Source organism: Pseudomonas frederiksbergensis (assembly GCF_001952935.1).
Classification (GTDB): domain Bacteria; phylum Pseudomonadota; class Gammaproteobacteria; order Pseudomonadales; family Pseudomonadaceae; genus Aquipseudomonas; species Aquipseudomonas frederiksbergensis.
Window position 1 is genome coordinate 1,426,193 of record NZ_CP018319.1, and the last position, 13,957, is coordinate 1,440,149.

Annotated in this window: 17 protein-coding genes; 9 read left to right on the top strand and 8 right to left on the bottom strand. The window is 59.4% G+C overall.

The features are described 5' to 3' along the window. Positions 1 to 4 precede the first annotated feature (4 nt). The 8 genes from lptC (at position 5) to PFAS1_RS06905 (ending at position 5,526) form a co-directional block, all read left to right on the top strand. Positions 5 to 577: an LPS export ABC transporter periplasmic protein LptC gene (lptC, locus tag PFAS1_RS06870; protein WP_046052887.1), complete on the top strand. Its 573-nt coding sequence runs from the start codon at positions 5 to 7 to the stop codon at positions 575 to 577. Further along, positions 564 to 1,112 carry a lipopolysaccharide transport periplasmic protein LptA gene (lptA, locus tag PFAS1_RS06875; protein ID WP_046052886.1) on the top strand — a complete coding sequence of 183 codons (549 nt, stop codon included), beginning with the start codon at positions 564 to 566 and terminating at the stop codon, positions 1,110 to 1,112. The genes lptC and lptA overlap by 14 nt, the downstream gene beginning before the upstream one ends. After that, on the top strand, positions 1,112 to 1,837 hold the full coding sequence (gene lptB / locus PFAS1_RS06880) for an LPS export ABC transporter ATP-binding protein (RefSeq protein WP_008150757.1): 726 nt from the start codon (positions 1,112 to 1,114) through the stop codon (positions 1,835 to 1,837). The genes lptA and lptB overlap by 1 nt, the downstream gene beginning before the upstream one ends. Before the next feature lie 184 nt (positions 1,838 to 2,021). Next, a complete protein-coding gene (locus tag PFAS1_RS06885; RefSeq protein WP_076028640.1) occupies positions 2,022 to 3,515 on the top strand; it encodes an RNA polymerase factor sigma-54 in 1,494 nt (497 codons plus the stop codon). 74 nt (positions 3,516 to 3,589) lie between these two features. After that, positions 3,590 to 3,898: a ribosome hibernation-promoting factor, HPF/YfiA family gene (hpf, locus tag PFAS1_RS06890; protein ID WP_007941242.1), complete on the top strand. Its 309-nt coding sequence runs from the start codon at positions 3,590 to 3,592 to the stop codon at positions 3,896 to 3,898. Between the two features lie 12 nt (positions 3,899 to 3,910). Next, positions 3,911 to 4,375 carry a PTS IIA-like nitrogen regulatory protein PtsN gene (ptsN, locus tag PFAS1_RS06895; protein ID WP_056742951.1) on the top strand — a complete coding sequence of 155 codons (465 nt, stop codon included), beginning with the start codon at positions 3,911 to 3,913 and terminating at the stop codon, positions 4,373 to 4,375. Between the two features lie 2 nt (positions 4,376 to 4,377). Next, on the top strand, positions 4,378 to 5,235 hold the full coding sequence (rapZ, locus tag PFAS1_RS06900; protein ID WP_076028641.1) for an RNase adapter RapZ: 858 nt from the start codon (positions 4,378 to 4,380) through the stop codon (positions 5,233 to 5,235). A 15-nt stretch (positions 5,236 to 5,250) separates the two neighbouring features. Next, complete coding sequence (locus tag PFAS1_RS06905; protein WP_076028642.1) at positions 5,251 to 5,526, top strand: HPr family phosphocarrier protein; 276 nt, start codon at positions 5,251 to 5,253, stop codon at positions 5,524 to 5,526. A 47-nt stretch (positions 5,527 to 5,573) separates the two neighbouring features. On the opposite strand, the gene PFAS1_RS06910 is transcribed toward PFAS1_RS06905, so the two are convergent. From PFAS1_RS06910 to pmbA, 6 genes are all read right to left on the bottom strand, one after another. After that, the gene (locus tag PFAS1_RS06910) at positions 5,574 to 6,467 is read right to left on the bottom strand and encodes a ZIP family metal transporter (protein WP_076028643.1); all 894 of its coding nucleotides are present in this window, start codon (positions 6,465 to 6,467) and stop codon (positions 5,574 to 5,576) included. 30 nt (positions 6,468 to 6,497) lie between these two features. Beyond that, positions 6,498 to 7,109 (bottom strand): superoxide dismutase, encoded by a 612-nt coding sequence (locus PFAS1_RS06915; protein WP_076028644.1) that lies wholly within the window; start codon positions 7,107 to 7,109, stop codon positions 6,498 to 6,500. Between the two features lies 1 nt (position 7,110). Then, positions 7,111 to 7,539, bottom strand: a complete 429-nt coding sequence (locus PFAS1_RS06920; protein WP_008148865.1) for a hypothetical protein — start codon at positions 7,537 to 7,539, stop codon at positions 7,111 to 7,113. A 27-nt stretch (positions 7,540 to 7,566) separates the two neighbouring features. Then, positions 7,567 to 8,943 (bottom strand): class II fumarate hydratase, encoded by a 1,377-nt coding sequence (locus PFAS1_RS06925; RefSeq protein ID WP_074873787.1) that lies wholly within the window; start codon positions 8,941 to 8,943, stop codon positions 7,567 to 7,569. Beyond that, positions 8,924 to 9,331, bottom strand: a complete 408-nt coding sequence (locus tag PFAS1_RS06930) for a FagA protein (RefSeq protein ID WP_076028645.1) — start codon at positions 9,329 to 9,331, stop codon at positions 8,924 to 8,926. Before PFAS1_RS06930 ends, PFAS1_RS06925 begins: the two co-directional genes overlap by 20 nt. Before the next feature lie 246 nt (positions 9,332 to 9,577). Further along, on the bottom strand, positions 9,578 to 10,924 hold the full coding sequence (pmbA, locus tag PFAS1_RS06935) for a metalloprotease PmbA (protein ID WP_076028646.1): 1,347 nt from the start codon (positions 10,922 to 10,924) through the stop codon (positions 9,578 to 9,580). 108 nt (positions 10,925 to 11,032) lie between these two features. Here pmbA and yjgA point away from each other — a divergent pair, with 108 nt between their 5' ends. Then, positions 11,033 to 11,557 (top strand): ribosome biogenesis factor YjgA, encoded by a 525-nt coding sequence (yjgA, locus tag PFAS1_RS06940; protein ID WP_074873785.1) that lies wholly within the window; start codon positions 11,033 to 11,035, stop codon positions 11,555 to 11,557. Positions 11,558 to 11,605: 48 nt separating this feature from the next. Here yjgA and tldD read toward each other — a convergent pair whose 3' ends face one another. Next, positions 11,606 to 13,048, bottom strand: a complete 1,443-nt coding sequence (gene tldD, locus PFAS1_RS06945) for a metalloprotease TldD (RefSeq protein ID WP_076028647.1) — start codon at positions 13,046 to 13,048, stop codon at positions 11,606 to 11,608. 18 nt (positions 13,049 to 13,066) lie between these two features. Then, positions 13,067 to 13,915, bottom strand: a complete 849-nt coding sequence (locus PFAS1_RS06950) for a carbon-nitrogen hydrolase family protein (protein ID WP_076031502.1) — start codon at positions 13,913 to 13,915, stop codon at positions 13,067 to 13,069. Positions 13,916 to 13,957: the final 42 nt, after the last annotated feature.

Below are 13,957 nucleotides of genomic sequence, written 5' to 3' on the forward strand. Positions count from 1 at the left end.
AACTATGCTGAGCAAAAAGATCCGCAAATTCCTGGTGTTCGGTTGCATCGCAGCGATATTCGCCGCGGTCGGCTACTGGAACATCAGCCCGGAACGCTTCCTCGACAAGCCGGTGGCAAAGATCGATGAAACCGCGATCGACTATTACGCGATCAACGCCCACAGCGTGCAATATCTGCCGGACGGCAAACTGCAATACGAAATGACGTCCGACAAGGTTGAACACCTGAAAGCCACCGAAGTGACGCTGTTGACCAATCCCGACCTGAACATGTTCCGCGGCACCGAGTTCCCGTGGCATGTGCAGAGCGAGCACGGCGAAGTGAACCCCGACGGCACCCAGGTCGAACTGATTGACTCGGTGCGCATCACGCGCTTCGACGAGAAAAACCGCAAGACCCTGATTACCACCACCCGCATGACAGTGTTCCCGCAGCAGCAATATGCGCAGACCGAGCAACCCGTTAGAATCGACGGCGCTGGTGGTGTGTCGACTGGCAAGGGAATGAAAGCGTATTTGAAAGAAAGCAGGATACACCTGCTATCGAACGTAAGAGGACAGTATGAGGCTCGTTAAAACCCTCCCTATTTTGCTCGGTCTGAGCGCAGCACTGGGAAGCGTGAGCGCCTGGGCTCTGCCGAACGATCAAGAGCAGCCTATCCGCATCCAGGCCGACGATGCCCAGCTGGACGACAAGAATGGTGTTGCCACCTATAAAGGTGACGTGATCATTACCCAGGGCTCGATGATCGTTAAAGGCAATACTGTGACCATCACCCGCACTCCGGCCGGCGACATCGACGTGGTGACATCGGTGGGCAATCTGGCCTACTTCGAGCAGATGCAGACGGCTGGCGACACCAAGCCGGTTCAGGGCTACGGAGTGACCATCCAGTACCACGCCTCGCAAAACCGCGTCGTATTGATCGATCGCGCCAAAGTCATCGACAAGGACAACAACGTCACCCAAGGCGAGAAAATCGTCTACGACACGGTGAAAAAGCTTGCCAGCGCCGGTCGCGCGACGGGCAACAAGGTTACCGAGTCGCGTCCGCGCATCGACATGGTGATCCAGCCGAAGAAGAAAACCGACGAGCAAAAGGCCCAGTAATGGCAACTCTGAAAGCTCAGCATCTGGCCAAGAGCTACAAGAGCCGCCAGGTCGTGCGTGACGTCAGCCTGTCGATCGACAGCGGTCAGATCGTTGGCCTGCTGGGTCCCAACGGCGCCGGCAAGACCACCTGTTTTTACATGATTGTCGGCCTGGTACAGGCCGATCAGGGCCGCGTACTGATTGACGACCTGGATGTCAGCCACCAGCCTATGCACGGTCGTGCGAAGGCCGGCATCGGCTATCTTCCGCAAGAAGCATCGATCTTCCGCAAACTCTCGGTAGCCGACAACATCATGGCGATCCTCGAGACCCGCAAGGAACTCGACAAGGCCGGTCGTCGCCAGGAGCTGGAAAGCCTGCTGCAGGAATTCCACATCAGCCACATCCGCGACAACCTCGGGATGAGCCTGTCCGGCGGTGAACGCCGCCGCGTGGAGATCGCCCGGGCACTGGCTACCAACCCGAAATTCATCCTCCTCGACGAACCGTTCGCCGGCGTGGACCCGATTTCGGTGGGCGACATCAAGCAGATCATCTATCACCTCAAGGCCAAGGGCATTGGTGTGCTGATCACTGACCACAACGTCCGTGAAACCCTGGATATCTGCGAAACCGCCTACATCGTCAACGATGGCCAGCTGATCGCCGAAGGTGACTCTGCCACCATTCTGGCCAACGACCTGGTCAAGGAAGTGTATCTGGGCCATGAGTTCCGCCTGTAAGCACCAAGGTGTCTGGCTGGTTGCTCGGGCGCTTGCCTCAATAAAAAATCAACATTTTTTTATTGTTACAGCGCTCTAGGCAAACGCTGCAGTTTCGGGCATATAATTTGCTTATGTTTGGCGCTTCGGCGCCCTGTAGTGGATGGCGCATGTGCGCCGGCGAATAAGGTGTTAAGCCCCTGCCATGAAACCATCGCTAGTCTTGAGAATGGGCCAGCAGCTGACGATGACACCGCAGCTGCAACAGGCCATCCGCCTGCTCCAATTGTCGACCCTGGACCTGCAACAGGAAATCCAGGAGGCCCTGGAGTCCAATCCGATGCTCGAACGCCAGGAAGAAGGCGACGACTTCGATAACGCCGACCCCTTGGCCGACAAAGCCGAACAGCTACCCAACGCCGATGTTTCGGAACCCTCCTACCAGGAAACCGCCCCGACGGTTGATAACCTCGAGGAAGGCGACTGGAACGAGCGCATCCCCAACGAACTGCCCGTCGATACCGCATGGGAAGACGTCTACCAGACCAGCGCCAGTAGCCTGCCGAGCAACGATGACGACGAGTGGGACTTCACCACCCGGACATCGGCCGGCGAAAGCCTGCAAAGCCACCTGCTATGGCAACTGAACCTGGCCCCGATGTCCGACACCGATCGCCTGATCGCCGTGACCCTGATCGATTGCATCAACAATCAGGGCTACCTGGACGAAACCCTCGAGGAGATTCTCGAAGCCTTCGACCCGGAACTGGACATCGAACTGGACGAAATCGAAGCCGTCCTGCACCGCATCCAGCAATTCGAACCTGCCGGTATCGGCGCCCGTAACCTGGGCGAATGCCTGCTGCTGCAATTGCGCCAATTGCCCGCCAAGACACCTTGGCTGGTCGAGGCCAAACGCCTGGTCACCGACTACATCGACCTGCTCGGCAGTCGCGATTACAGCCAGCTGATGCGTCGCATGAAGCTCAAGGAAGACGAACTGCGCCAGGTGATTGAACTGGTGCAGAGCCTCAACCCGCGCCCAGGCTCGCAAATCGAGTCCAGCGAAGCCGAATACGTCGTTCCCGACGTGATCGTACGCAAGGACAACGAGCGCTGGCTGGTGGAGCTGAACCAGGAATCCGTGCCACGACTGCGGGTCAACGCCCAATACGCCGGCTTCGTGCGCCGCGCCGACACCAGCGCCGACAACACCTTCATGCGCAATCAGTTGCAAGAGGCCCGCTGGTTCATCAAGAGCCTGCAAAGCCGCAACGAAACCCTGATGAAAGTGGCCACGCAAATCGTCGAGCATCAGCGCGGTTTTCTTGAATACGGCGACGAAGCCATGAAACCGCTGGTCCTGCATGACATTGCCGAAGCGGTAGGGATGCACGAGTCGACGATTTCACGGGTAACCACGCAAAAATTCATGCATACCCCTCGGGGCATATATGAACTGAAATACTTTTTTTCCAGCCACGTCAGCACCTCCGAGGGCGGTGAATGCTCGTCCACGGCGATCCGCGCGATCATCAAAAAACTGGTTGCCGCGGAAAATCAGAAAAAGCCGTTGAGTGACAGCAAGATCGCTGGTTTACTGGAGGCACAAGGCATTCAGGTGGCTCGCCGCACCGTCGCCAAGTACCGCGAATCCCTCGGGATCGCGCCTTCGAGCGAACGCAAGCGGTTGATGTAGAGCCACGCCACAGCGTTCCAGTGGCAGGTATTTCTGCCTGCCGCTTTATGCACTGGCAACGAAGGAGAAGCTGTATGCAAGTCAACATCAGTGGACACCAACTGGAAGTGACCGAACCTCTTCGCACCTACATCGGCGAAAAACTCGAACGATTAGAGAGGCATTTCGACAAGATCACCAACGTGCAGGTCACGATGACGGTCGAAAAGCTCAAGCAGAAAATCGAAGCCACACTGCATATTCCCGGCAATGAAGTGGTCGCAAACGCGGAGCATACCGATATGTACGCGGCGATCGACGCACTGACCGACAAGCTGGATAAACAACTCAAAAAGCATAAGGAAAAGACCCAAAGCCTCCTCCAGGGCGCGACCGGTCGTTAACACTCCCTACCCATGATCCGACTTGAAAGCATCCTGACCCCCGGCCGTTCCCTCGTGAACGTGCCGGGCGGCAGTAAAAAGAAAGCCCTCGAGCAAATTGCCAACCTTATCCATAAAGAAGTACCGGATCTGGAGATGCAAGATGTCTTCGAGGCTCTGATTGCCCGTGAAAAACTCGGCTCAACCGGCTTTGGCAACGGCATTGCCATTCCCCACTGCCGCCTGAAGGGCTGTACCTCGCCCATCAGCGCCCTGATGCACCTTGATGCACCCATCGATTTCGACGCCATCGACGGCGCCCCGGTTGACCTGCTGTTCGTTCTGCTGGTCCCGGAAGCCGCTACCGATGCGCACCTGGAGTTGCTGCGCCAGATCGCCAGCATGCTCGACCGCAAGGAAGTGCGCGAAAAGCTGCGCAGCGCCCCGAGCAATGAAGCCTTGTATCAGGTTGTCCTGGACGAGCAAAACGGTCATTAATCATGCGCTTGATCATCGTCAGTGGCCGTTCCGGCTCAGGTAAAAGTACCGCACTCGATGTTCTCGAGGACAACGGCTTCTACTGCATCGACAACCTGCCCGCCGGCCTGCTGCCGGAACTGGCCGAACGTGCGCTGATCCATACTGAGCTGGCGCAACCGCTGGTGGCCGTATCGATCGATGCGCGCAACTTGCCGAGTCACTTGTCGCGTTTTCCCGAACTGCTGGAAGAAGTGCGCAGCCGGCATATCCAGTGTGATGTGCTTTATCTGGACGCCGACGAAGAAACCTTGCTCAAGCGTTTCTCGGAAACCCGCCGTCGTCACCCGCTGAGCAACTCCAATCGTTCGCTGGCCGAGGCCATCAACGATGAGACCGCCCTGCTCGGGCCGATTGCCGATCTCGCCGATCTCAAGGTAAACACCACCAACCTGAACCTGTATCAACTGCGAGATACCATCAAGCTGCGCCTGTTGAACCAGCCGGAATCCGGTACGGCGTTCCTGGTGGAATCTTTCGGCTTCAAGCGTGGAATGCCGGTGGACGCTGATCTGGTGTTCGACGTGCGCTGCCTGCCGAACCCTTACTGGAAGCCAGAGTTACGCGATCAATCGGGTCTCGACCAACCGGTTGCCGATTACCTGGCGGCACAGCCGGACGTCGAAGAGATGTTCCAGGACATCTCCACCTACTTGTTAAAGTGGCTACCCCGCTTTGCCGCCAGCAACCGCGCTTATGTCACCATTGCCATTGGCTGCACCGGCGGCCATCACCGCTCCGTCTACCTGACCGAACGTCTGGGCCAGGCCCTGCAAAAATCCCTGAAGAACGTCCAGGTTCGCCACCGCGACCTCAGCTAAAGGATTCACACCGCGATGCCTGCTCTGGAAATTGAAATCATCAACAAGCTGGGCCTGCATGCCCGCGCTTCTGCAAAATTCGTTGGCGTCGCCGGTGAGTTCAAGGATTGCACGATCAGAGTAGGACGCACGCCGGAATCCACGGTCGACGGAAAAAGCATCATGGCAATGATGATGCTCGCTGCGGGCAAGGGCACCAGAATCCACCTGAGCACCGAAGGCGAACAGGCTGATGAGGCGCTGCAGGCATTGGTGAATTTGATCAATGACTACTTCGGCGAAGGCGAATAACACCTCGCCCTGTAGCAGCCGGCGAAGCCTGCTGCTACATATCCGCGCTAAGCCAACGCCGTATCCATCACCATCATCAAGCAAAACCCGATCAGCAACCCGAGACTTGCAAGCTTGTCGTGACCATTGCGGCGCGACTCGGGAATGACTTCATGGGTGACCACCAGCAACATTGCCCCGGCCGCCAGCGCCAACCCCAAGGGCAACAACAATTCGGCCAGGCTCACCAGCCAGGCGCACAACAACGCAAAGACCGGCTCGACCAGACCTGACGCAGCTCCGATCAGGAACGCCTTGACCCGCGACATCCCTGCCCCGGCCAGTACCAACGCGATCACCAGACCTTCCGGCACATCCTGCAAGGCGATGCCCATGGCCAGGCTATCGGCATCGGGCATGCCCCCTCCCGCCGACACACCGACCGCCATGCCTTCGGGGATGTTGTGGGCAATGATCGCAAACACAAACAACCAGATTCGCGGCGGGATGACCGGTCGTTCCAGCGTGCCTACGAGCATTTCCGGCGATGCACCCGACACCTTGCGATCCACCAGGAACAATCCAAACGCCCCCAGCATGATGCCGAAACTGATCAGTCCGCTGGCCGCCCAAGGCGTCAGCCCCAGGCTTTCAGCGGCAGAGATCCCCGGAACGATCAACGAAAACGCTGTCGCTGCGAGCATCACCCCGGCCCCAAAGCCGAGCAGCATATCGCTGAGCACTTGAGGCATCCGTCGAATGACCAGCACGGGCACCGCGCCCAAGGCAGTGCCCAAGGCGCAGATCGCCCCGCCTTGCAGCGCGCGCAGCAGTTTCGGCTCAAGGTCCAGCCACGCCAGGCCTTGAGCCACCAACAACGTCACGCCTGCCAGCAGTAACAGCGATCCGAACGCGTAACGAAACATTCGTCCACTACCGATCGCCAGTGTTTCAGTGCTCATAGCCAGCCCTGGATTGCTTTTGCAGAAGTCTTAAACCAGTGCAGCCTGATAGCGCGCAGTGACTTCAGGCCAATTGATCACGTTGTAGAACGCGTTGATGTATTCCGGGCGACGGTTCTGGTATTGCAGGTAATACGCGTGCTCCCAGACATCCAGGCCGAGGATGGGCGTATTGCCGTTCATCAATGGACTGTCCTGATTGCCGCTGCTTTCAACGACCAGCGTCTTTTGCGGCGTCACACTGAGCCACGCCCAGCCGCTGCCAAAACGAGTCAGCGCGGCTTTGGTGAAGGCTTCCTTGAAACTGCTCAAGCCGCCCAGTTGCTCGTCGATCGCCGCCGCCAGTGAGCCTTCGGGCTGGCCGCCGCCGTTGGGCGCCATTACTTTCCAGAACAGCGAATGGTTCGCGTGCCCGCCGCCCTGATTAATCACCGCCGCGCGCAGCTTCTCCGGCAGCTGCTGGACCGCAGACACCAGTTTCTCCACCGGCCATTCGGCAAACTCGGTGCCTTCAACCGCAGCGTTGAGGTTGTTGATGTAGGTCTGGTGGTGCCTGGTGTAGTGGATTTCCATGGTCTGCGCATCGATGTGCGGTTCCAGGGCATCGTAGGCGTAGGGCAAGGCAGGCAAGGTAAAAGCCATTTCAATGAACTCCGTGATGTAGGGGCGCAGGCGAGGCGGCATCGATGTGCAGCAGTCGATGCGTACGCGGGTATTCGCCGTGTTCGCTGATGAAATTCAGCAGCTCGACGTAGGTTTTGCTGCTCTGGCGCAACGCTGCTTCACGCAGGGCGGGCGCCAGTCGTGGGTCCTGCATGGTCTGCAACAATCGCTGATGGATGGCGCACAGGTACTCGGCGCTCTCCTCCGGCTGGTTCAGACGCAAATGCAGGTCCGCCAGGTTGTGGTGGGAAATCACGCAGGCTGCCACCGCTTCGTCGGCATCCGCCCAGCGCTCGAACAACACCTGGGCCAGGGCCAATGCTTGCAAGTAAGCCTCGCGGGCATCGACCAGTTCGCCCAGCATGAAACAACGATTAGCCCTTTCGATCGTGCGTTTCCAGTGCTCCATGGTGAGCCTCCAAAGCGGTAGCGGTGATTACACGCCGCCTGCGGTGAGCTTCTCTGGATTGAGTAACTCTTCCAGTTGGCTGCGCGTCAGGTCGGTGTGTTCCAGAGCGACATCGATCACCGGCCGGCCTTGTTGATAGGCCTTCTTGGCGATCTCCGCGGCTTTTTGGTAACCAATGATCGGGTTGAGTGCGGTGACCAAAATCGGGTTACGCGACAACGCTTCCTTGAGCCTGGCTTCGTTGACCTTGAAGCTGGCGATGGCTTTTTCACCCAGCAAATGGCTGGAGTTGGCCAGCAACTCGATGCTGCTCAGCAGGTTCTGGGCGATGATCGGCAGCATCACGTTCAGCTCGAAATTGCCCGATTGACCGGCGATGGTGATAACCGTGTCGTTACCGATGACCTGTGCGGCGACCATGGCGGTCGCTTCCGGGATCACCGGGTTGACCTTGCCAGGCATGATCGAAGAACCCGGCTGCAAGGCTTCGAGCTCGATTTCACCAAGACCGGCCAACGGGCCGGAGTTCATCCAGCGCAGGTCGTTGGCGATTTTCATCAGCGAAACGGCCGTGGCCTTGAGCTGGCCGGAAACACTGACCGCCGTGTCCTGAGAGCCGATCAGCGCAAACAGATCCTCACCCGGTTTGAATTGCACCTGGGTCAGCTTGCTCAGTTGCTCACTGAAACGCGCTGCGAATTGTGGGTGAGCGTTGATCCCGGTGCCGACCGCCGTGCCGCCCTGAGCCAGGGATTGCAGACTCGGCAGCAGATCGTTCAGATGACCGATGTTGGCCTTGAGCTGCTGCGCCCAACCGTTGAGCACCTGGCTCATGCGCACCGGCATGGCGTCCATCAGGTGAGTGCGGCCGGTTTTGACGTGGTGATGAACCTCATCGGCCTTGCGCTCGATCACCTGAACCAGACCCACCAGTGCCGGCAACAATTGCTCATGCAAAGCCAACGCGGCACTGACGTGGATGGTGGTTGGGATGATGTCGTTGCTGCTTTGGCCGCAATTCACGTGATCGTTGGGGTTCACCGGCTCACCGAGCAGGCGGCTGGCCAGGGTGGCGATCACTTCGTTGGCGTTCATGTTCGAACTGGTGCCGGAACCGGTCTGGAAAATATCCACCGGGAAGTGCTGCATGAAGTCGTCCTGAAGCAGGCCCAGTGCCGCATCGACGATGGCTTTGCCTTGGGACTCGCTGATTTGCTTGAGCTCGACGTTGGCCCGGGCAGCGGCGGCTTTCGCCAGGATCAGCGCGCGAATGAACTGCACGGGCATCGGTTTGCCGCTGATGGGAAAGTTATCCACCGCACGTTGGGTTTGCGCGCCATAGAGGGCGTCCACCGGGACTTGAAGCTCGCCCATGCTGTCGCGCTCAATACGTGTCTTGGTCATCAGAAAATCCTTGCACCAGTTCTATGAGAGGAATCGAGGGGTGCAACTCGCAGGTCGCCAGTTGCCAGGTGTAGCTCTGCCAGCGCTTGAGGCGGCATTTGCACAGAGACAGGCGTTCGAGTTCGCGCAATGGGCGCCAGGCCTGATCCAGGCAGTAGGTTCGCCAGTGCCAAGGCAGCGCGACATCGGCGGCGGTGTCGAGCAACAGACGGAAAGAAGTTTCGGCGATGGTCCAGGACGAGGTTGCCGTGCAGCAGGCGAGATACCGACCTTCGGCCAGGTAATGTTCGATCAGGCGAGGCTCGTCAGGGTCCATCGCGCAACGGATCTGGCGACTCATCCAGCGCCAGCTTTCGAGGTAAGGCTGCTCGTGCAAGGCAGAACTCATGATCCGGGCTCATTCGATAATGAGATTTATTATTAGATGATAATGAGAACCAAAACAAGAGTAGCAAAACGCTCAGTGCTTATTGTGGGAGCGGGCTTGCTCGCGAAAGCGGTTTACCATCCAACAAAAATGTTGGATGTGAAGTCCCCTTCGCGAGCAAGCCCGCTCCCACAGGGGATCGTGCAGCAACAATAAAAAAGGCGCGCCACCCATGGGTGGCGCGCCTTTTTGTGTAACGGCTAAGCGTTAGCTTCCGGCTACCGTCATCCGCTCGATCAACACCGACCCGGTGCGAATGTTGCTGCGCAACTCCAGGTCATTACCGACCGCAACGATCTGCTTGAACATGTCACGCATGTTGCCGGCGATGGTCACTTCCTGGACCGCAAACTGGATTTCGCCGTTCTCGACCCAGTAACCCGCCGCGCCACGGGAGTAATCGCCAGTAACCATGTTCAGGCCCTGGCCCATCAATTCAGTCACCAGCAGGCCGCGTCCCATGCGGCGCAGCAAGGCTGCCTGGTCTTCGTCGCCATGGGTGACGAACAGGTTGTGCACGCCGCCAGCGTTGGCGGTGCTCGGCATTCCAAGCTTACGGCCGGAGTACGTGCCGAGAATGTAGGAAACCAACTCGCCTTTTTCGACGAACGGCTTGGCGTAAGTGGCCAGCCCATCACCATCGAATGCAGAACTGCCCATGGCTCGCATCAGGTGCGGACGCTCATCGATGGTCAGCCATTCCGGGAACAGTTTCTGCCCCAGCGTCCCTTCAAGGAATGAGGATTTGCGATACAGACTGCCGCCGGAAATCGCCGAGAGGAAACTGCCGAACAAGCCACCGGCCAACTCCGCGGAAAACAGCACCGGCACTTCGCAGGTCGGAACCGGACGTGCGCCCAGACGGCTCGCCGCCCGTTGCGCGGCACGCTGGCCGATGCTCTCTGGAGAGGCCAGCAAATTGCCCTGACGGTTCACGTCGTACCAGTAATCGCGCTGCATCTGGCCGTCGGCCTCGGCGATCATTACGCAGCTCAGGCTGTGCCGGGTCGACGCGTAACCGCCAATAAAACCGTGGCTGTTGCCGTAGACACGGCAGCCCTGATGGGTGCTGAGGGTGGTGCCGTCGGCGTTCTTGATCCGGCTGTCGGTGGCAAACGCCGCCGCTTCACAGGCCAGCGCCTGCTCGATGGCTTGTTCCGGAGTGATGTCCCATTGGTGGAACAGGTCGAAATCCTGCAGATCCTTGGCCATCAGGGCGGCGTCTGCCAGGCCCGAAGCTTCATCTTCCGACGTGTGCCTGGCGATGGCCAGGGCGGCGGCGACGGTTTCGCGAATCGCCTCCGGACCGCTGGCGGACGTGCTGGCCGAGCCTTTGCGCTGACCGACGTACAAGGTGATGCCAAAGCCCTGATCGCGGTTGAATTCGACGGTTTCGACTTCACGCTGACGCACGGAGGTGGAAAGGCCCTGCTCCAGGGACACCGCCACTTCACAGGCACTGGCGCCCTGGCGCTTGGCTTCAGCGATGATCTGCTCGACTTGTTCTTGCAGTGCCGGCAACGCTTGTGGGCCGACGCTTTCAACTGCACTCATGCTGTTCTCCACTCAAATTCTGCTTTCGGCTGGGGCCTTCGAGCGACCGGGCCGGACAAGCGGCCCCCGACTGGTTATCATGGCGGCGTTTCTTTGCGGACGGCCACCATGGTTGATTCTTACGACGACTCCCTCGATACGGGAGAAAAAAGCAAATCCCAGGTTAAACGCGAGCTTCATGCTCTGGTTGACCTCGGCGAGCGCCTTACAACGCTCAAGCCTGACTTGCTGGCAAAACTGCCGTTGACCGACGCTATGCGCCGGGCACTGGCTGATGCGCCCAAGCACACCGCGAATATCGCGCGTAAACGGCACCTTATGTTCATCGGCAAACTGATGCGCGATCAGGACACTGACGCCATTCTGACGCTGCTCGATCAACTCGATGCCTCCACTCGGCAGTACAACGAACGTTTCCATGGCCTGGAACGCTGGCGCGATCGCTTGATCGCGGGCGACGATGCGGTCCTGGAGAAGTTCGTGGTCGACTTCCCGGAGGCTGATCGTCAACAATTGCGCTCCCTGATCCGTCAGGCCCAGCACGAACTGGCGACCAACAAGCCACCGGCATCGAGCCGTAAAATCTTCAAGTACATCCGTGAGCTGGACGAGACTCAACGCGGTCTGCGTTAAGTCCCTTCTCGGGTGAGCCGCCAAGCGGTTCACCCAAAGCTCCATCCCTCAAGATCCTGTGCCACCCACAGTGATCGCATCGATTTTCAGCGTTGGCTGGCCGACACCCACCGGCACCGACTGCCCATCCTTGCCACACGTCCCCACGCCGCTGTCCAGCGCCAGATCGTTACCGACCATCGACACCTTGCTCATGGCTTCCGGGCCGTTACCGATCAATGTCGCGCCCTTGACCGGGGCCGTGATCTTGCCGTCTTCGATTAGGTACGCCTCGCTGGTGGAGAACACGAATTTGCCGCTGGTGATGTCCACCTGCCCGCCGCCGAGGTTGGCGCAATAGATGCCGCGTTTCACCGAGGCGATGATTTCTGCCGGGTCGCTTTCGCCCGCCAGCATGTAGGTGTTGGTCATGCGCGGCATTGGCAGGTGTGCGTAGGATTCGCGACGACCGTTGCCGGTACGGGCTACACCCATCAGGCGGGCGTTGAGTTTGTCCTGCATATAGCCTTTGAGTACGCCGTTTTCGATCAACGTCGTGCACTCGGTCGGGGTGCCTTCATCATCGACGCTCAGGGAACCGCGACGACCGGCCAGCGTGCCATCATCGACGATGGTGCAGAGCTTGGACGCAACCATCTCGCCCATGCGCCCGCTGTAGGCCGAACTGCCCTTGCGGTTGAAATCGCCTTCCAGACCATGGCCGACCGCTTCGTGCAGCAGCACGCCGGACCAGCCCGAACCCAATACCACCGGCAACGTACCGGCCGGCGCAGGGATGGCTTCCAGATTCACCAACGCCTGACGCAGCGCTTCGCGGGCATAGCTCATGGCGCGGTCATCGCTGAGGAAATAACGGTAATCGGTACGACCGCCACCGCCATGACCGCCGCGCTCACGGCGACCGTTCTGCTCGACGATCACGCTGACGTTAAAACGTACCAGCGGCCGTACATCGGCAGCCAGGCCGCCGTCGGTCGAGGCCACTAGGATTCGTTCCCAGACGCCGGCCATGCTCACGGTGACTTGCTGGATACGCGGGTCGAGGGCGCGAGTCGCCACATCGATACGCTTGAGCAGTTCGACCTTCTCGGCACGGCTCATCACTTCCAGTGGATTGTCCGGCCCGTACAACTGGGCGACATCCTGAGTGGTGAAGGCTTGCACCGCGCCGTTCTGTCCGGCGCGGGAGATCGAACGTGCAGCACGGGCCGCGGCGCCGAGGGCTTCGAGGGTAATGGCATTGCTGTAGGCAAAACCGGTTTTTTCACCCGATTGCGCACGCACACCGACACCTTGGTCGAGATTGAAGCTGCCTTCCTTGACGATCCCGTCTTCCAGCGCCCACGACTCGGAAATCTGCCCCTGGAAATACAGGTCGGCCGCATCGATGCCCGGGCCGGCCAGATCGCCAAGCACACCTTGCAGGCTCTCGATGGTTACGCCGCCGGGCGCCAGGAGGTGTTCACTGACTGAGGACAACAACTCGCTCATATGCTTTACGCCTTAAATTCATCGTTCTGAGGCAGGTCGCCGGGCGCCCTGCGAGAAAAAGCGCCGGTGACTGGACACCGGCATCCGCGCCCTGATGGACGCCTGTTCGCTGCTATCGCGTTCGGCCAGCAGCACGGCCTCGCCTTGATCCTGTTGCGCCAGCACACGTCCCCACGGGTCGATAATCGCGGCATGACCAAAGGTTTCTCGTGGCCCCGGATGCGTCCCACCCTGGGCGGCCGCGAGCACATAACATTGGGTTTCGATGGCCCGCGCGCGAATCAGTATTTCCCAATGCGCTGCGCCGGTCACCGCGGTAAAGGCCGACGGCGCGGTAATCAACTCTGCACCGGCGGCGCGTAATTCGCTGTACAGCTCCGGGAAGCGCAGGTCGTAACACACCGTCAGCCCGACTCGACCGACGGGCGTGTCCGCCACGACTACCCCGCTGCCATAAGCATAGTCATCGGATTCGCGATAACGCCCGCGATTGTCCGCCACATCGACATCGAAAAGGTGCACTTTGTCATACCGTGCAACGGTTTCGCCGTGATCATCCACCAGCAGCGAGCAGGCATGCACTTTGGCCGTCGGCTGATCCACCGGCGGCAACGGCAATGTGCCGGCCACTATCCATAACTTGAGGTCGCGGGCGGTCTGTTTCAACCATGGCAGGATCGGGCCTTCGCCCAACGCCTCGGCGCGGCCGATGTCGGCAATGTCGCGACGGCCCATGGCGGCGAAATTTTCCGGAAGCACAGCCAGCTGCGCACCACCGGCTGCCGCTTGCTCGAGCAGCCGACGGGCCTGGGCCAGATTGGCCAGCACATCGCTCTGGCTGACCATTTGAATCACCGCTACAGACATGGCCTTATCCTGATCTGGAATCAACGCATACAGAGGACTTAC